This window comes from Dyella koreensis (genome assembly GCF_044904565.1).
GTDB classification, from domain to species: domain Bacteria; phylum Pseudomonadota; class Gammaproteobacteria; order Xanthomonadales; family Rhodanobacteraceae; genus Dyella_D; species Dyella_D koreensis.
This window is the reverse complement of record NZ_JADIKD010000006.1, coordinates 204,113-219,575: the sequence shown is the minus strand read 5'-3', so window position 1 is coordinate 219,575 and position 15,463 is coordinate 204,113. Positions and strand designations below refer to the sequence as shown.

Genomic DNA, 15,463 nt, shown 5'->3' with positions numbered 1-15,463 from the left:
CATGGCCGCCCTCGAGGCCGTGGTGGCCGCTTCTGTACCTGGCGATGGATTGCTGTCCGCGGCGCGTGCGCTGCTGGCGCGCGGCAATGCCCTTCAACTTTCCTCCGGGCAGGGCGTGTTGATCCTGCATGCCGGACGCGGGCAACACCATGCCGCCAGCCTGCCTTGCGTGCGGCTCGATCATCCTTACGGGTCCGTATTGGTCGCGCTGGAACAGGAAAGCGGCGAAAGCAGCCTGGGCGATGCGCGCTGGCAGGACTATGAAGGCGAGGCGCGCCTGCTCGCGTGGACGCTGGCGCACGAGCCCCTGGTGAGCGCACTGACACAGCTGACCGGCCATGAACTGCTGCCGGCGGCGTTCCTAGCGGCCGGCAATGACGTTGAGCGATTGTGGCTGGCGCTGGCTTTCCGCGATCACCAGGGCGCATCGCTGCAAGGCTGGCTGGCATTCGGTGTCGCCGAGCTGCGCACGCTGGCGGCGCGCCAGGAATGGACACGCGATGCCACTTATCCAGCGCTGGTAAGTGATGCGACATCGCTGTCGTTACGGCTGATCGTGGCTGGACGCACGCTCGACGCCGCGAGCGTAGCCGCGCTGAAGCCCGGCGATGTGCTGTTGATGGGCCACGAAGCCGATTGCGAAGGCCGGCTGCAACCCGACGAAGATACCGCGCGCAACATCTACGGCCTGCCCGAAGGTTGGGCGGTACAGCGCCGCCAGGGCGAATGGACGATCTCGAATCGCCCGCTCGTCGCGGTCGGCAGCGACACGGCGCGTCCGCTATTTCTGCTGACTCGGCTCACATTGAATCTGGATGACGTAGGCGCCTTGCGCCCGGGCAGCACGCTGCACCACGACGCGCCGCTGGTCGGCAGTGCGGTGGGCATCATGCTCGGCGGGCGACGCTTTGGCGAAGGCGAACTGGTGGCGCTGGGCGACTGGCTCGGCGTGCGCATCGCACAAAGGGAAGGTGAGCATGGACTTCAGTAGCTTCTCGCCCGCGCTCGTCATCACCATGGTGGTGGCGCTGGCGATGGCGCCGTTCGTGGCGGTGATGGTCACGTCGTTCACCAAGATCGTGGTGGTACTCAGCCTGCTGCGCAACGCGCTGGGCCTGCAGCAGGTGCCGCCGAACGTGGTGATCAACGGGCTGGCAATCATCCTGTCCGTGTACGTGATGAACCCGGTGATCATGGACAGCTACAAGGACGTGCAGACGCAGATGAGCACACAGGCGCCCGGGCCGATGAGCATGGAGAAGCTCGGCCAGATCGTGCAATCCGGCAAGGAACCCTTGCGCCAGTTCCTGATCAAGCACAGCAATGAAGGTGAGCGCGGTTTCTTTCTGCAGAGCGCCAAGCGCCTGCTGCCGGCCGACCGCCAGGCAGACCTCACCGCCGAGGACTACATGGTGATCGTGCCGGCCTTCACGGTGAGCGAGCTGACCCAGGCGTTCCAGATTGGTTTTCTGTTGTTCCTCCCGTTTCTGGTGATCGACTTGGTGGTGTCCAACATCCTGCTGGCGATGGGCATGATGATGCTGTCGCCCACCATGGTGTCGCTGCCGTTCAAGCTGCTGTTGTTTGTGCTGCTCAGCGGCTGGGCCAAGCTGATCCACGGCCTCGTGCTGACCTACCAGTAAGGAGGGCGGGATATGTATGACCAGGAGATACAACTCGCCCGCGAAGCCCTATGGCTGGTACTGGTGCTCTCGGCGCCGCCGATTATCGCGGCGGCCATTGCGGGCCTGCTGGTGGCGTTTCTGCAGGCGGCCACCCAGATTCAGGAGCAGACCTTTCCTTACGCGGTGAAATTCATCGTGGTGGTGATCGCGCTGCTGGGCACGGCGGCCATGCTCGGCGGCACGCTATACAAGTTTGCCGACCGCTTGTTCAGCGGGTTCCCCGGCATGCTGCACTGAGCGCGGCGCCCCGATGATGGTTTTTTCGGTCGAGGAACTCGGCAACCAGTTGACGGGTGTCGCGCTGACGCTGCCGCGCATCGTGGCGGCGTTCCTGGTGCTGCCGTTGATGACGTCGGACACGGTGCCTTCGCTGGTGCGCAACAGCTTTTACGTAAGCCTGGCGATCCTGGTCTATCCGCTGGCCGCCGCGGCCAGCCCCAGCCTGACCGTGATGACCGGCAGCACCTGGATCATGGTGCTGGGTAAGGAGTTTTTCCTGGGCCTGCTGATCGGCTTCTGCTTTGGCATGGTGTTCTGGGCGCTGGGCGCCGCCGGCAGCGTGATCGACACCAAGGCCGGCGCTTCCATGGCGATGGACATGGATCCGATCGCGGGTCAGCAGAGCACGCTGACCAGCGTGTTCCTGATGCAGCTGGCGACCTGGCTGTTCATGGTGAGCGGCGCCTTCACCGTGTTTCTGGATCTGCTGATGTCGAGCTATGCGATCTGGCCGGTGGCGAGCATGCTGCCGCCGCTCAAGGCCGGCGGCATGAACTTCTTCGTCGGCCAGTTCAGCTATTTGATGACAGCGGTGCTGGTGCTGTCGGCGCCGGCTCTGGTGGTGATGTCGTTGGTGGACATCGCACTGGGCCTGGTCAACCGCTACGCGCAGCAGCTCAACGTGTTCGCGCTGGCCATGCCTATCAAGGCGTGGCTGTCGAGCTGGGTCTTGCTGCTGGCGCTCGGCGCGATGGTGGAAGTGGTGATGCGCAAGCTGTTCGAGAATCGCGGCTTGTTGCGGGCCCTGCAGCACATTCTTTGAATCAGCGACCGTCGCGCGATTCGCGGATCGATTCGGCCCAGCGCAGCAGTTCGGCCACGGCCTCGAAGAAATCGGACGGCAGGTAGTCGTCCACCTCCACTTTTTCGTATAGCCCGCGCGCCAGCGTGACGTTGCGCATGATCGGCACGCCGGCTTCCTCGGCGGCCTGGCGGATCAGGGCGGCTTCGTGATCCTCGCCCTTGGCGACGATCACCGGCAGATCGTCCTCACCCTGCTGATAGCGGATGGCGATCGCCAGATGAGTGGGATTGGTCACCACGACGCTGGCGCTGCGTACACCAGCCAGGGTGTTTTGCTGCGACCACTCTTGATGCAACTGGCGGCGACGGCCCTTGATCATCGGATCGCCTTCGTTGTCCTTCAGCTCTTGCTTGATGTCGCGGCGGCTCATCTTCATCTTCTTGTTGAAGGCGAAGCGCTGATAGAACGCGTCGAGCACCGAGACAAAAAAGAACACGAAGATCACGCCCGCCGCCAGGCGCTTCACCGCGACCCAGTGCGCCTCGCCCAGCGCTTCGGGCGCGGCATACGGCAGCTGGGTGAACTGGCCGATCAGCGCGAACAGCACCCAGATGAACAGGCCGATCAACAGACCGCTCTTGGCGATCGCCTTGATCACCTCCACCAGGTTCTCTTGCGAGAACAGCCGCTTGATGCCTTCGGCCGGATTCATGCGGTTGGCGTCGGGCTTGAGCTTCTTGGGCGCGAACACCGGCCCCACCTGCAGGAACTCCACCACCACGCCAATGGCGACGGCGCCGAGCAGGAAGGGCAGGGTGAGCCACAGAAAGCCTTCCAGCGTGGCCAGGCCCACCGTATGCAGCGCCTGGCCAAATGGCTGATTGAGACCGAGCAGGGCAGTGTCGAACAATCCGTTCAATCGAGCGCGGACCAGCGGCATGCCCATCATCAGCATCAGCAGCCAAGCCAGCACGAGTACCGTGCTGGTCAGCTCGCGGCTCTTGGGAACGTCACCTTCCTTGCGGGCGTCACGCAGGCGCTTGGGGGTGGGTTTTTCGGTGCGGTCCCCGCTGTCCTTGTTCTGTCCGGCCATGACTCGTTCGCCCGTGCACGCGGTCAACTCATGCTACGGCCAAGCGTTCGCCGTTCACCGTGACCCGCGTGCCAGTGTGATCAAGCGCCGGGCATGCCACCACCTAGGGAATTCCCCAGCTGCTCCGATGCTTACGCGAGACCTAGACTGATGCCACGCATCGATCCCCCGCCAGGTGCCATGAACCTTTCCGAGCTGCCATCGACACCGCTGACACCCTCCCTTGCAGGGATCGGTGCGGCGCATGCGCTCGCTGGCCAGGGCGGTTCGGCGCGGCTGCAGGCGGCGCACGGCAATCAGTTGCTGGGGTTGGACGTATGGGCCGGCACCAGCGCGGCCGAACGCCTGCTCAGCCGCCCCGGTGCGGCGACCGGCCCGGCCGGCGCGCAACTCGAGCAGGTGATCAGCCATATCCTGGCGCCGCTCGGCTGACCCGGCGCACTGCCGCTAAGCTCATGTCATGAGCGCCCAACTGCAGCCGCTGGCCGAACCCCTGCTGGAAGCCACCCGGCGGTTGATCGGTGCGTTGCAGCAGGAGCCTTCCACCGAATTGCGCCTGGTGCTGGCGAAGCGATTGGTGCGCCAACTGGGTGACGATGCGTATCCGGTATTCCTGAAGATCCTGCTGATCGTCGCCGAGAGCGAGGATCTTCCGGCCAAGCAATTGGTTGCCGATCTGCTTGCGGCCGCCGCACAACGCATGGATCTGCCAAGCGGGCAGCTGAGCGCGTGGGGCAGCTCCGCGCGCACTGAGAGCGATGACATGCCAGCGTTTAGCCCGATGAATCGCCGGCGCCTGCTCGGCCCGCTCGAATACCTCACCGTGTGGCATTGCCAGCAGACGCAGCGCCCGATGCTGGAAGAAGCGCTCTACGCCGATGCCATGCGCAAGCTGCTCGCCCTGTTCGACCTCAATCCGCAGTTGCGCGCGCTGTACGCCAGCAAACTCGGCTCCGATGCCGGGAGCGAACTGGAAGGCACGTATACGCGCGATACCCGCGACATCCTGAGCCGGCTGGCGCAGCGCTGGCAGCGCGAAGGCAGTACGCCAGACGACGTGGTGCGTGCCGCGTTGCGTGGCGACCCGTCCGGTGGCCCGGTGCCGCCTGGCTGGATCGTGCACCGGCTCTAAGCGTGCTCGGCGCTCGCCTCGGCAGCGCCCCAGTTCGATGCCTCCAGCTCGAAACGACGCGCCTGCTTGCCACCGTAGTCGCGCAGACCGGTTTCGCGAAAACCGATGCGCGCCAGGATGCGTGCCACCACTTCGTTGTCCGGATGGAAATAGCCCACCAGCCGCGGCAGGCCCAACACGGCGAAAGCATGCCGGCACAGCAGGCGCCCGCCTTCGATGGCATACCAGCGCCCCCAGGCCTCGGGCGTGAGGCGCACCCCGATTTCCACTTCACCGTTGTCTTCTATCGGCATCAGCGAGAACGTGCCGAGGAATTCGCCATCGATCGAGTCGGCGCGCCAGATGCCCAGCCCGCGATGCTTTTCGTAGATCTGATTAACCCACGCCACCAGCGCCGCCACCTCGATAAAGCGAGTGGGGCTGTCATCCAGCAGCAGTTGCTGTACTTCCGCGTGAGCGTATAGACGGCTAAGCCAGGGAATGTCGGCGTAAGACAGCTGGCGCAGGCGGATGCGCCGGCTGCGCGCGACTTCTTCGCCTGCGGCATGCGTGCCGACCGCGGCCCCGGGCCGCACTGCCGTGTGTTGACGTTGCGCGGTTTCGCCCATGGCCGCAGTCCCGTGTCGCTTGCGACACTCTGGCCCGGTGCTTGCGCGATTGGCTAGCTGGGGATTTCCCTAGCTTTGTGCTTATTGCAGTGACACGAAGCCCTGTTCGGTCATCTTCACCGTGCGCAGATCAATGCCCAATTTGCGCGTGGTGCTGTTGACGCCATCCTGCAACTTGGCCAGCGCCATTTGATCTCCCTTGCGCTCCAGCTCGTTGCGCGTAGCCGCGGCGATCATCGCCAGATAGCCGAAGGTTTCGGACATCGATTGCTTCTGCGCGTCCGACATCGCGAGCAAACGCGGGTTGCCGGCCAGGCCGGCCTGGATGCGCCGATGCAGCGCTTCCACACCGGAGGGATAGCGCATGGCATCGCCGTTGTTCACCACTTCCCACGAGAGCACGAGATAAGCGGTCAACACATCGGCCACGTTGTCGCTGGAATAGCCGTATTTACCGAGCAGGCTGCGGAACTTGCCGATCACGTTGTCGCCCGCGAGCGAGCGCTGGAAGTTCTGGGCTTTCGCCGCGTCACCGCCGGAAAACGAGCGCGACACATCCTGCAGCACTTTCTCGCTCACCGCCTGGTTCGACTGGAAGCGCAATTTGGCGACTGCACCCGGCGTAGGTGCCGGAATATCCGCTGCTTGTGCCTGCATCGATGCATGGCTGGAGAAGCCCGGCAGTCCACTCGATACGCGCCCGCGCGAGCGATTTTCCGCCGCCTTGAGCACGGAAATGGTACCGATATTGGTGAGGCCGACGTTCTGCACCGGCGAGATCGGCATGTCCATGCCTGAAAAATCCTGAGCGGCCAGCGGAGCGCTGAGCGCGAGCGAAAGCAGCAGGGTTCTCTTGAGCCAGATCATTGCCTTTCTCCGGAAACGACTTTGGGCGGGCCGCAGTGCGGCCCGCCCATCGTGCATATCCATGCCTAGCGCAGCGTGAAGGCTGCACCGTTCCTGCACTACGATCACTGCTTGCGCGCGACCGTCGACAGGCCATCGCCGATGCTCTTGATGGCAGTGGAGATGGTATTCATCATCATGCCGAACTGCTGCGACAGGGTCTGGAATTCGGCCGAGGCCTTCGGATCCTTGCCGTCCAGATGGTTGGCGGCATTGGTCATCTGGTTGGCCAGCGAGTTGGCCTGCTTGCCCAGCGCAATGGCCATCGCCATCAGCCAGCTGTTCTTGCCGCCCTTGGCCTGCACCGGACCGTCCAGATCCACGGCGTTGTCCTTGGCGCTGTTGACGATCAGGTTGGCGAAGGTGTCCTGCAGATCGGCCTTGGCGCGATCGAGATCGCCGGTATAGGCGCCGTTCTGGCCCTGATGGTTGGCAATGTTCAGCACCTGGCTGGTGGCCTGGCCGAGTTCATTGCTGCCCCAACCTTCCAGCTGCGAAAAACCCTCGTTCATGGCGCCGTTGAAAGCACTCGAAGCGAGGCTGCCAGCGGAATCGCCGAGCACGGAGGTGGCGGCCGAAGAGAAAGCGTCGCCGACGACCTGCGAGAACGCGGACGAAGCGAGCAACGACGCGCCGCCGGTGAAATAGGTGGAGACCGCACTGACGGCCAGGCTCATGATCGAGTCGAAGTTGATTCCGTGCGACATGGCGATACCTCTGCAATCGATGGGATGAGTGGTGGATGGCCCAACCGCCGCATCCCGGGATGCATTGGTGGCCTCGCCCCGTGCAGTGGGAAATCCGTCTCCACGCGCTGCCGTAGCTTTCGGGCCGTGGCGTGGAGTATCCGCAGCCGGCCGCGGCCGGCCAGCTAGGTCGATCCCTAGGCTAGGGTTATCCCGACATGCCAGATGGCACCTTTTGACCGGACGCGGGGCTATTGACTGACTGAAATGCCTGTCAACCACGGCTGACACTGTGGCAGTCAGAGTTCATAGGTGAGTTGCAGTAGTGCTTGAGCTGGTCAAAAGCGAAACGTTCGGCACATGGATGCGCAACCTCAGGGATCGCCGCGCCAAGGCACGTATCCAGATGCGGATCGACTGCCTGAGCCTCGGCAACCCCGGCCAGCATCGCTACCTGGCCTGCGGCATCAACGAGATGCAGATCGACCATGCCCCCGGCTATCGGATGTACTACACGATGCGTGGCAAATGGCTGGCGATCCTGCTGTGCAGCAGTGGCCAACGTTCCCAGCAAGCGGATATCGCCAACGCTGCGCACATCGCCGAGGCTTTGGAGCGTTGAAATGGCCACGAAGAAAGAGACATTCAGCCACTACGACACCGCCGGCTACCTCAATACCGAGGACGATATCGAGGCTTATCTCGAGGCGTGTTCCGAAGAAAATGATCCGATCCTGATGGCGGCCGCACTTGGCGCCGTCGCACGCGCACGAAATATGAGTCAGCTGGCCCGCGACACCGGCCTTACGCGCGAAGAGCTCTATAAGGCATTGTCAGCCGACGGAAATCCCAGCCTGGCCACTGTGATGACGATTGCCAATGCACTCGGCTACCAGCTGCGGCTGGTGCCGATCGGTCACTGAGTCGCGCGGCCCACCGTCCGACATCACCATGCGCTGCGCGGATTCCGCGGGATGGCGTGAGACGAGATGGTAAAGAGAGTGGTGGCTAGAGGCGGGATCGAACCGCCGACCTCAGCATTATGAGTGCCGCGCTCTAACCATCTGAGCTACCTAGCCACGGTGAGGTCGTCGCACTCAGGCATGATGTGCCTGGGCGAGGGCCGGGCAGTTTAGTTGCGTCTCACCTTCGGTTCAAGTCTTGGCTTGCCGCCTGTTCGCGCGCTGTGGTTGAATCGTTCGCGGGAACAAGGTGTTGCTGGCTTCAGGCACGCACCGGCAGGCCCGAGGAGAAGACATGATCGACGTCGATGGCTACCGTCCGAATGTGGGCATCGTGCTGCTTAACGCAGACGGCCGCCTGTTCTGGGCGCGCCGCGTCAATCGCGATGGCTGGCAATTTCCCCAGGGCGGCATGCGTAGCGACGAGACGCCGCTGGAAGCCATGTACCGCGAACTGGAGGAGGAAACCGGCCTCTCTCCATGCGACGTCGAGGTGATCGGCGCCACCCGCGGCTGGCTGCGCTACAAGCTGCCCAACCGCTATATCCGTCACCATCAGCGCCCGACCTGCATCGGCCAGAAACAGGTGTGGTTTCTGCTCAAGCTGGTCGGCGGGGAGGACGCGCTGCGTCTCGATGCCAGTGAGAAGCCCGAGTTCGATATCTGGCGCTGGGTGGATTTCTGGTACCCGGCCAATCACGTGGTCAACTTCAAGCGCCAGGTCTACGAACGGGCGCTGCGCCAGTTCGCCCCGCTGGTGGAAACCCTGCTGAGCGTGCAGCTCGGCAACCTGCCGCAGCCCGACGAGGCCGGCCCTGGACCGGGACGGCGCGGGGGCCGCGAAGCTGCCTGAACGCCTTTTGTGGTGCCTGAGGCTGATTGTTGACAATCATTCGCATTTGCGTTCCCATATGCCGCATGTATATCTGCATGTGCAACGCCGTCACTGATCACGACATCCGCCGCGCCGCGGCCGATGGTGTGCATAGCTTTGCCGAGCTGCAGGCACGCACCGGCTGTTCCGACTGCTGTGGTTGCTGCGAGCAGGAAGCCCGCGCCACGCTCGACAAAGCGGTAGAGCAGGTGTTGTTGCAGCTCCCCGTCGTCACGGCCTGAGCGCACTTCTTCCGTTATCGTTCTTGATTGCGCCCACCGATAGGGCGCCTGTTCGCATGAGCGAACCATTTCCATTTGCGTTCCGTCATCCCTGTGTTTCAGCCCTTATAGTCACCGGCTGTTAGCTGTCAGGAGAAAAGACCATGAAGGGCGACGCCAAGGTCATCGAGTACCTTAATAAGGTGCTCTACAACGAGCTCACCGCGATCAACCAGTATTTCCTGCATTACCGCATGTTCAAGGACTGGGGTTACGGCGAACTCGCCGAGCACGAGTACAAGGAATCGATCGAGGAAATGAAGCATGCCGATCACCTGATCGAGCGCATCCTGTTCCTCGAAGGCCTGCCTAACCTGCAGCACCTGGGCAAGCTGCGCATCGGCGAGAACGTGCTGGAATGCCTGCAGGGCGACCTGGATCTGGAAATGGCTGCGGTGAAAGACCTGCGCGAAGGCATCGCCTATAGCGAAGGCATTGCCGACTACGTCAGCCGCGATATGTTCAAGACCATCCTGCATGACGAGGAAGAACACATCGATTGGCTGGAAACCCAGCTCAGCCTGGTCAAGGACATCGGCGCCGAGCGTTACCTGCAAAGCAAGATGTCGAGCTGAGCGGTAACCGCTTCGCAATAATCCAGGTAATCCTCCGAAACTGCCGCACGCCCTGCCGAAGCGTGCGGCGGTTCCTTGACGGTCTTGACGCGGCACGGCTATACCGTGAGTTTTCCCGGGAGGCCTTGCATGGCTTCACGCCCACCACCGCGCTTTGTCGTGCGCTCACACGACGCAACCGGCCAGCGCCGCCTGTGGCTCTGGCTCGGACTGGCGTGGCTGGGCAGCCTGCTGCTCACGGGGTTGATCACCGGACTGCTGGTGCGGCGCGCCACACCTGCCGCCTCGGAACATCGCCAGCTCGTAGCGCTGTCCGAGCAGAACGACGATCTCAAGCAGCAAGTCTCCAATCTTCAGCGCTCCGCCCAGGTCACCGAGATCGCCACCAAGGCTCTGCGCGGCACGTTGGCCGAACGCGAGGAAGAGATCAGCGGCCTGCGCGCGGATCTGGGCTTCTATGCGCGCCTGGTCGGCGGCGACGCCCAGCGCGAAGGGCTCAAGGTGCAGGAAGTCAAAGTGCAGCCGGTAGCCGGCACGCACGGCTGGAACCTCACCCTCAGCATCACCCAGAACGCCAAGCGCGGCGAAGAGATCACCGGCAAGGTCCTGGTCAGCGTGGAAGGCTTGCGCGCCGACAAGGTCGTACAGCTCGACTGGCCGGCGCTCGGCGCCACCGTACAGAAGGATGGCCTGCCGTTCCGCTTCAAGTATTTCGAACAACTCAATGCCACCATCGTGCTGCCCGCCGATGTGCGACCGACCCGCATGCATATCACTGTGCAACCCGTGGGCGACGAGGCCGTGAGCCGCACGGTGGCCTGGAACGATGCCCTCACCGGCAATATCACGACGACGCAAGGGGACCACGATGCTCAGCCGTAAGCGCAACGAACGCGCCAGCACCAGCCACGACACCAGCCTGATCGCCCGCGGCACGGTGATCCAGGGCGACCTGCGCTTCAGCGGCGCGCTGCATCTCGACGGCCGCATCGAAGGCGCCGTGCTGGGCGAAGGCCCGGATGCGGTGTTCACCCTGAGCGAGCATGGTCACGTGCAAGGTGAGATCCGTGTACCGCACGCCATCATCAATGGCCCGGTACAGGGCAATGTGCAGGTCAGCGAGCGCCTGGAACTGGCGCCACAGGCACGCATCGTCGGCGATGTCAGCTACAGCACGCTGGAAATGTCGGCCGGAGCCCAGGTCAACGGCCGCATGACGCACCAGACCAACGAACCGATGGTCCGCGGCGAACTGCCGGCCCCATCGCTGAACGAGGCGGAGGCCGTGCCGGCCTGAACGCGGTATCCTTGTCGGCGCGCCTCAACGGCCCCATCTGAACACCCATGGATACCGTCGTCCCCTTTCCTACCGTTCCCGATTACCGCAGCGCCGGTGCACCACTGGTGTTCACCGACGCTGCCGCGCGCAAGGTGCACGAGCTGATCCTGGAAGAGGGCAATCCCTCGCTGAAGCTGCGGGTGTACATCACAGGCGGTGGCTGCTCCGGCTTCCAGTACGGCTTCACCTTTGACGAAGCCCAGGCCGAGGACGATTTCGCGCTGGAGCGCGAAGGCGTCACCCTGCTGGTCGATCCGCTCTCGCTGCAATACCTGACGGGCGCGGAGATCGATTACGCGGAAAGCCTCAGCGGTTCGCAATTCGTCATCCGCAACCCGAACGCCAAGACCACCTGCGGCTGCGGCTCCTCCTTCTCGACCTGAGTACGCCATGGGCATGGACAGCACCCTTCTGCCGCGCCCCAACACCTTCGCCGGCCTGAGCCTGATCCTTGATCGCGTGGCCGAGCGCCGCGACGAGACCGTCTGGGTCAATGCGCAGTCCGCTTCGGCGGATGCGCGCTACATCCTGCTGGACGGACTGGGCGAAACCTACCTGCAGCATGGGCGCGAAGCACTGCGCTGGCTCGATGCCCGCGAGCGCGAAGATCTGCTCGGCGATCTCAAGGCCAGCCTGCTCGGCTTCGCCGATGAGCGCCCGCATTTCATGTTGTCCGTGGATGATGGCGACCGCGCCGCTGCGCTGGAGACCCAGCTCGGAGCCCGCCGTGTCGGGCTCCGCGAAGCCGGCCTGAGCCTGCCCGCCGACGAAGCTGGCCTGTTCGCTTACGCGAAGGGTCTGGCACATTGGCAGCGCGAAACGCAGTTTTGCGCCCGCTGCGGGGCACCACTGGTGCTGGTCGCTGCCGGCCATCGCGCCCAATGCACCAACACTGGATGCGGACGCCTGCATTTCCCGCGCACCGACGCCGCCATCATCGTGCTGGTGGAACACGAAGGCGCCTGCCTGCTTGGCCGTCAGGCGGGGTGGCCGGAAGGCCGCTATTCCACCCTGGCGGGCTTCGTTGAACCTGGCGAGGCACTGGAAGATGCCGTGCGGCGCGAAGTCGCCGAAGAGTCCGGTGTCGTGGTCGGCGATGTGCATTACCACTCCTCGCAACCCTGGCCATTGCCCGCCTCGCTGATGGTCGGCTTCTTCGCCAAGGCCATATCGCCGACGATCCGCCTGCGCGACGACGAGCTGGAAGACGCACGCTGGTTTACGCCGCAGCAGATCGTCGACGGGCTTGCCGATGGCAGCTTCCTGCCTTCGCCGCCGCTATCGGTGTCCTACCGGCTGCTATCGCATTGGCTGCATCTGCGTGCTGGCCTGGATCTGGACACGTTGAGCGAAGAAGCGCGGCGAGCCCGCAAAACCACAGCGCAGCACTAGACCTTAAATCATTCGTCCAACAGCACTGGCCGCTGTTCGTGCACAAGGTGCGCTCCTACAATGCGTTCATCGCTAGGGAGTCTGCATACATGGCCGTCAGCTTGCTCACCGCCCTCATTGCCCTTGGTCTGCTGCATCTGCAGCCTCAGCTTGCGCATTGGCGCGGCGATGGCGGCTTCCGGCGCTGGGTTGCGCAGCTCGCCGACACCAGTGGTCCGGGTCGCGTGCTGGTCGCCTGGCTGGTACCCGTGGTGCTGTGCCTGCTGGTGATCTGGTTGATCAGTCTGCTGCCGATGACCGATCTGTTGCGGCTGATTTTCTCGCTGGTAGTCCTGCTCTACTGCTTCGGTCCGCATGCCTATGAAGCTGATCTCGAAGCCATCCTGAAAGCACCTGATGGCTCCAGCCGCGAAGCGGCCGCGCAAGCCCTTTCGGACGATGGCGAACCGGTCGCCTGGAATGCCATCGCCGTCGGTGAAGCCACGGCCTACGCCGCGCTGCATCGCCGCTTCGGCGTGCTGCTGTGGTTCTTCATTCTTGGTCCGGCCGGTGCGCTGATGTATCGCCTGGCGCAAACCCTGAACCACGACGCGTCGCTGGGCCTGGATACCAACGCGCGCTCGTTCGCACGCTCGCTGGCCCATGGCCTGGATTGGCTGCCAGCTCAACTGATGGTGTTTACCTTGGCCCTGGTCGGCCATTGGGACGCCGTGATCGGCGCGTGGCGCCAATGGCATCAACAGGCCGTGCCTGGCAGCTGGCTCCGCGAAGGCCCGGGTTTCCTGGGTGCCGCCGCGCGCGCGGATATCCAGGTCGACATCGAAGCCGGCGACGGCTACGTCGAAGAACGCAGCGACGTCCTGGCCGAATTGCACCGTCTGCGCAGCGCACTGGTACGCGCCTTGCTGGCTTGGCTCAGCGTGGTCGCGGTGATCGTGCTGGCCGGCTGGATGGGCTGAGCCGGCCCGCCGTACTACGCAAAATCGCCGCGCAGTTCACGCACACGCGACTCCAGCGTCTCCACCCGCGCATCGGTCGCCGCGATCGGATCATCCACAACCAGCTCCACCCGCGCTCTGAAACGGCGTGGCAGTCGCGCACGGCGCAGCATAGTGTCGCGCCGACTCCATACACTGCCCCACAGGCCGCGCAAGGCCATCGGCACGACCGGCACCGGGCGGCGTTGGAGAATGCGCGCCACGCCCGGACGGAAGGGAGCGATTTCGCCGTCCTTCGTCAGCCCGCCCTCGGGGAAAATGCAGACCACTTCGCCATCGGCCAGCGCGGCGTCCACCGCGTCATAGGCGCGCTGCAACACGTCGGGATCTTCCTTCTGCCCCGCGATTGGAATCGCCTTGGCCGTGCGGAACACGAAGTTGAGCAGCGGAATATTGAAGATCTTGTAGTACATGACGAACCGCGCCGGCCGGCGCAAATTCGCCATCAGCAACAGCGGGTCCATGAAACTCACGTGGTTGCACACCAGCAGCGCTGGCCCTTCTTCCGGGATGTTCTGCGTGCCATCCACGCGCACCCGGTACAACGTATTCACCAGCACCCAAGTGATGAAACGCATCAGGAACTCGGGCACCAGCGTGAAGATGTAGACCGCCACGGCCACGTTGAGCAGCGCCGTGATCAGGAAAATTTGCGAGGGATGCAGGCCCAGCATGCTCAGCCCCAGGCCAAAGCCCGAAGCCAGACAGATCAACAGCGCGTTGAGAATATTGTTGCCCGCGATCACACGCGACAACTGTTCGCGCGGCGTGCGGCTCTGCACGAAGGCGAACAACGGCACCACATAGAAGCCTGCAAACACGCCAATCAACGTGAGGTCGAGCGAAATGCGCCAACTGCCGACGCCATGCAGAAAGGCCAACCAATCCATGCCATGCATGGCCGCCAGACCCGAGCGCGCCAAATACAAGTCGATACCAAAGATCGTCAGACCGAACGCGCCCAGCGGCACCAGACCCACCTCGACGCGGCGCCCTGACATCCGCTCGCACAAGAGCGATCCAATGCCAGTCCCCAGTGAGAACAGGGTCAGTACCCATGTGTTCACTGAGCCATCACCGCCCAGGTTCAGGCGCGTGTAGTTCGGCAACTGCGAGATCAGCACCGTACCGAAGAACCAGAACCAGGAGATGCCCAGAATCGCGTTGAATACCGCCTTGTCGCTGCGGGTGAGCTTCAGCACCTTGGCGGTTTCGGTGTACGGGTTCCAACTGAAACGCAGATCCGGCGCGGTCGCAGGTGCCGGTGGAATCTGGCGGCTGACCAGATACCCCAGGACAGCCACCAGGATGGTTACTGCCGAGGCCGCGATCGGCCCGAAGCCGACGATTAGCATCAGCGCATTGCCGGCAATCATGCCGATCAGCATCGCCAGCTGCGTGCCCATCTCCACCAGGCCATTGCCGCCCACCAGCTCCTGCGGCTTCAACGCCTGCGGCAAAATCGCGTACTTGATCGGCCCGAACGTGGTCGAGTGCAGCCCCATCAGAAACAACACCACCAGCAGCAACGTTGTGTGATGCGTGTAGAAACCCACCGCCGCCAGCACCATCGCACCGATCTCGAACAACTTCACGTAACGGATGATCCGGGTCTTTTCATACTTCTCCGCCAGCTGCCCGGCAGTGGCCGAGAACAGGAAGAACGGCAGGATGAACAGTGCAGGTGCCAGGCTGGTGTAGAGCGATACCGTCTTGTCGTCCAATCCCATCTGGAACGCCACCAGCATCACCATCGCATTGCGGAATGCGTTGTCATTGAACGCACCCAGCGCCTGAGTCCAGAAGAACGGCGCGAAACGGCGGCTGCCTAGCAAAGCGAACTGGCTCATGCATGTCCTTGGCGAAAAGCGTGGCGGCTAGCGTAGCGTGAACGCTTCCCGGCCGTCC

Annotated in this window: 21 protein-coding genes and 1 tRNA gene; 16 read left to right on the top strand and 6 right to left on the bottom strand. The window is 63.5% G+C overall.

Going from position 1 to position 15,463, the window contains the following annotated elements; genetic code table 11:
• Position 1: 1 nt before the first annotated feature.
• The 4 genes from ISS97_RS02935 to sctT are packed head-to-tail and all read left to right on the top strand — an operon-like array spanning position 2 to position 2,727.
• Complete coding sequence (locus ISS97_RS02935) at positions 2 to 991, top strand: FliM/FliN family flagellar motor switch protein (protein ID WP_379984857.1); 990 nt, start codon at positions 2 to 4, stop codon at positions 989 to 991.
• Positions 978 to 1,643, top strand: a complete 666-nt coding sequence (gene sctR, locus ISS97_RS02930; protein ID WP_379984856.1) for a type III secretion system export apparatus subunit SctR — start codon at positions 978 to 980, stop codon at positions 1,641 to 1,643. The genes ISS97_RS02935 and sctR overlap by 14 nt, the downstream gene beginning before the upstream one ends.
• A 12-nt stretch (positions 1,644 to 1,655) precedes the next feature.
• Positions 1,656 to 1,922 (top strand): type III secretion system export apparatus subunit SctS, encoded by a 267-nt coding sequence (sctS, locus tag ISS97_RS02925; RefSeq protein WP_090449644.1) that lies wholly within the window; start codon positions 1,656 to 1,658, stop codon positions 1,920 to 1,922.
• A 13-nt stretch (positions 1,923 to 1,935) separates the two neighbouring features.
• Positions 1,936 to 2,727, top strand: a complete 792-nt coding sequence (sctT, locus tag ISS97_RS02920; RefSeq protein ID WP_379984855.1) for a type III secretion system export apparatus subunit SctT — start codon at positions 1,936 to 1,938, stop codon at positions 2,725 to 2,727.
• Between the two features lies 1 nt (position 2,728).
• On the opposite strand, the gene sctU is transcribed toward sctT, so the two are convergent.
• On the bottom strand, positions 2,729 to 3,802 hold the full coding sequence (gene sctU / locus ISS97_RS02915; protein ID WP_379984854.1) for a type III secretion system export apparatus subunit SctU: 1,074 nt from the start codon (positions 3,800 to 3,802) through the stop codon (positions 2,729 to 2,731).
• 180 nt (positions 3,803 to 3,982) lie between these two features.
• Here sctU and ISS97_RS02910 point away from each other — a divergent pair, with 180 nt between their 5' ends.
• Both ISS97_RS02910 and ISS97_RS02905 read left to right on the top strand, forming a co-directional pair.
• Entirely contained in the window at positions 3,983 to 4,234 is a 252-nt protein-coding gene (locus ISS97_RS02910; RefSeq protein ID WP_379984853.1) for a hypothetical protein, read from the top strand.
• Positions 4,235 to 4,262: 28 nt separating this feature from the next.
• On the top strand, positions 4,263 to 4,934 hold the full coding sequence (locus ISS97_RS02905; protein WP_379984852.1) for a hypothetical protein: 672 nt from the start codon (positions 4,263 to 4,265) through the stop codon (positions 4,932 to 4,934).
• Here ISS97_RS02905 and ISS97_RS02900 read toward each other — a convergent pair.
• The 3 genes from ISS97_RS02900 to ISS97_RS02890 form a co-directional block, all read right to left on the bottom strand.
• Positions 4,931 to 5,542: a GNAT family N-acetyltransferase gene (locus ISS97_RS02900; RefSeq protein ID WP_379984851.1), complete on the bottom strand. Its 612-nt coding sequence runs from the start codon at positions 5,540 to 5,542 to the stop codon at positions 4,931 to 4,933. The two genes, ISS97_RS02905 and ISS97_RS02900, sit on opposite strands and share 4 nt — an antisense overlap.
• 81 nt (positions 5,543 to 5,623) lie before the next feature.
• Positions 5,624 to 6,409 (bottom strand): DUF6683 family protein, encoded by a 786-nt coding sequence (locus ISS97_RS02895; protein ID WP_379984850.1) that lies wholly within the window; start codon positions 6,407 to 6,409, stop codon positions 5,624 to 5,626.
• 104 nt (positions 6,410 to 6,513) lie between these two features.
• On the bottom strand, positions 6,514 to 7,155 hold the full coding sequence (locus ISS97_RS02890; protein WP_379984849.1) for an EscF/YscF/HrpA family type III secretion system needle major subunit: 642 nt from the start codon (positions 7,153 to 7,155) through the stop codon (positions 6,514 to 6,516).
• Between the two features lie 304 nt (positions 7,156 to 7,459).
• Here ISS97_RS02890 and ISS97_RS02885 point away from each other — a divergent pair, with 304 nt between their 5' ends.
• Positions 7,460 to 7,756 (top strand): type II toxin-antitoxin system RelE/ParE family toxin, encoded by a 297-nt coding sequence (locus ISS97_RS02885; RefSeq protein ID WP_379984848.1) that lies wholly within the window; start codon positions 7,460 to 7,462, stop codon positions 7,754 to 7,756.
• Position 7,757: 1 nt separating this feature from the next.
• Complete coding sequence (locus ISS97_RS02880; RefSeq protein ID WP_379984847.1) at positions 7,758 to 8,057, top strand: addiction module antidote protein; 300 nt, start codon at positions 7,758 to 7,760, stop codon at positions 8,055 to 8,057.
• 79 nt (positions 8,058 to 8,136) lie between these two features.
• Here the strand turns inward: ISS97_RS02880 and ISS97_RS02875 are convergent.
• Positions 8,137 to 8,213: transfer RNA gene (locus ISS97_RS02875), tRNA-Met, on the bottom strand.
• A gap of 178 nt (positions 8,214 to 8,391) precedes the next feature.
• On the opposite strand from ISS97_RS02875, the gene ISS97_RS02870 reads away from it, so the two are divergent.
• The 8 genes from ISS97_RS02870 (at position 8,392) to ampE (ending at position 13,516) form a co-directional block, all read left to right on the top strand.
• A complete protein-coding gene (locus ISS97_RS02870) occupies positions 8,392 to 8,949 on the top strand; it encodes an RNA pyrophosphohydrolase (RefSeq protein ID WP_379984846.1) in 558 nt (185 codons plus the stop codon).
• Between the two features lie 65 nt (positions 8,950 to 9,014).
• The gene (locus ISS97_RS02865) at positions 9,015 to 9,212 is read left to right on the top strand and encodes a (2Fe-2S)-binding protein (RefSeq protein ID WP_379984845.1); all 198 of its coding nucleotides are present in this window, start codon (positions 9,015 to 9,017) and stop codon (positions 9,210 to 9,212) included.
• Positions 9,213 to 9,355: 143 nt separating this feature from the next.
• Positions 9,356 to 9,826 carry a bacterioferritin gene (gene bfr, locus ISS97_RS02860; RefSeq protein ID WP_379984844.1) on the top strand — a complete coding sequence of 157 codons (471 nt, stop codon included), beginning with the start codon at positions 9,356 to 9,358 and terminating at the stop codon, positions 9,824 to 9,826.
• 129 nt (positions 9,827 to 9,955) lie between these two features.
• A complete protein-coding gene (locus ISS97_RS02855) occupies positions 9,956 to 10,708 on the top strand; it encodes a DUF6776 family protein (RefSeq protein WP_379984843.1) in 753 nt (250 codons plus the stop codon).
• Positions 10,695 to 11,123 carry a bactofilin family protein gene (locus ISS97_RS02850; RefSeq protein ID WP_379984842.1) on the top strand — a complete coding sequence of 143 codons (429 nt, stop codon included), beginning with the start codon at positions 10,695 to 10,697 and terminating at the stop codon, positions 11,121 to 11,123. The genes ISS97_RS02855 and ISS97_RS02850 overlap by 14 nt, the downstream gene beginning before the upstream one ends.
• A gap of 47 nt (positions 11,124 to 11,170) precedes the next feature.
• Entirely contained in the window at positions 11,171 to 11,548 is a 378-nt protein-coding gene (gene erpA, locus ISS97_RS02845) for an iron-sulfur cluster insertion protein ErpA (RefSeq protein ID WP_379984841.1), read from the top strand.
• Between the two features lie 13 nt (positions 11,549 to 11,561).
• On the top strand, positions 11,562 to 12,557 hold the full coding sequence (nudC, locus tag ISS97_RS02840) for an NAD(+) diphosphatase (protein ID WP_379984840.1): 996 nt from the start codon (positions 11,562 to 11,564) through the stop codon (positions 12,555 to 12,557).
• An 89-nt stretch (positions 12,558 to 12,646) separates the two neighbouring features.
• Entirely contained in the window at positions 12,647 to 13,516 is an 870-nt protein-coding gene (gene ampE / locus ISS97_RS02835; RefSeq protein WP_379984839.1) for a regulatory signaling modulator protein AmpE, read from the top strand.
• Between the two features lie 14 nt (positions 13,517 to 13,530).
• On the opposite strand, the gene ISS97_RS02830 is transcribed toward ampE, so the two are convergent.
• Positions 13,531 to 15,405: an MFS transporter gene (locus tag ISS97_RS02830; RefSeq protein WP_379984838.1), complete on the bottom strand. Its 1,875-nt coding sequence runs from the start codon at positions 15,403 to 15,405 to the stop codon at positions 13,531 to 13,533.
• Positions 15,406 to 15,463: the final 58 nt, after the last annotated feature.

Coding starts and splice junctions, on each gene's coding strand:
- ISS97_RS02935 (WP_379984857.1), top strand. CDS start 2: ATGGCCGCCCTCGAGGCCGTGGTGGCCGCTTCTGTACCTGGCGATGGA.
- sctR (WP_379984856.1), top strand. CDS start 978: ATGGACTTCAGTAGCTTCTCGCCCGCGCTCGTCATCACCATGGTGGTG.
- sctS (WP_090449644.1), top strand. CDS start 1,656: ATGTATGACCAGGAGATACAACTCGCCCGCGAAGCCCTATGGCTGGTA.
- sctT (WP_379984855.1), top strand. CDS start 1,936: ATGATGGTTTTTTCGGTCGAGGAACTCGGCAACCAGTTGACGGGTGTC.
- sctU (WP_379984854.1), bottom strand. CDS start 3,802: ATGGCCGGACAGAACAAGGACAGCGGGGACCGCACCGAAAAACCCACC.
- ISS97_RS02910 (WP_379984853.1), top strand. CDS start 3,983: ATGAACCTTTCCGAGCTGCCATCGACACCGCTGACACCCTCCCTTGCA.
- ISS97_RS02905 (WP_379984852.1), top strand. CDS start 4,263: ATGAGCGCCCAACTGCAGCCGCTGGCCGAACCCCTGCTGGAAGCCACC.
- ISS97_RS02900 (WP_379984851.1), bottom strand. CDS start 5,542: ATGGGCGAAACCGCGCAACGTCAACACACGGCAGTGCGGCCCGGGGCC.
- ISS97_RS02895 (WP_379984850.1), bottom strand. CDS start 6,409: ATGATCTGGCTCAAGAGAACCCTGCTGCTTTCGCTCGCGCTCAGCGCT.
- ISS97_RS02890 (WP_379984849.1), bottom strand. CDS start 7,155: ATGTCGCACGGAATCAACTTCGACTCGATCATGAGCCTGGCCGTCAGT.
- ISS97_RS02880 (WP_379984847.1), top strand. CDS start 7,758: ATGGCCACGAAGAAAGAGACATTCAGCCACTACGACACCGCCGGCTAC.
- ISS97_RS02870 (WP_379984846.1), top strand. CDS start 8,392: ATGATCGACGTCGATGGCTACCGTCCGAATGTGGGCATCGTGCTGCTT.
- ISS97_RS02865 (WP_379984845.1), top strand. CDS start 9,015: ATGTATATCTGCATGTGCAACGCCGTCACTGATCACGACATCCGCCGC.
- bfr (WP_379984844.1), top strand. CDS start 9,356: ATGAAGGGCGACGCCAAGGTCATCGAGTACCTTAATAAGGTGCTCTAC.
- ISS97_RS02855 (WP_379984843.1), top strand. CDS start 9,956: ATGGCTTCACGCCCACCACCGCGCTTTGTCGTGCGCTCACACGACGCA.
- ISS97_RS02850 (WP_379984842.1), top strand. CDS start 10,695: ATGCTCAGCCGTAAGCGCAACGAACGCGCCAGCACCAGCCACGACACC.
- erpA (WP_379984841.1), top strand. CDS start 11,171: ATGGATACCGTCGTCCCCTTTCCTACCGTTCCCGATTACCGCAGCGCC.
- nudC (WP_379984840.1), top strand. CDS start 11,562: ATGGACAGCACCCTTCTGCCGCGCCCCAACACCTTCGCCGGCCTGAGC.
- ampE (WP_379984839.1), top strand. CDS start 12,647: ATGGCCGTCAGCTTGCTCACCGCCCTCATTGCCCTTGGTCTGCTGCAT.
- ISS97_RS02830 (WP_379984838.1), bottom strand. CDS start 15,405: ATGAGCCAGTTCGCTTTGCTAGGCAGCCGCCGTTTCGCGCCGTTCTTC.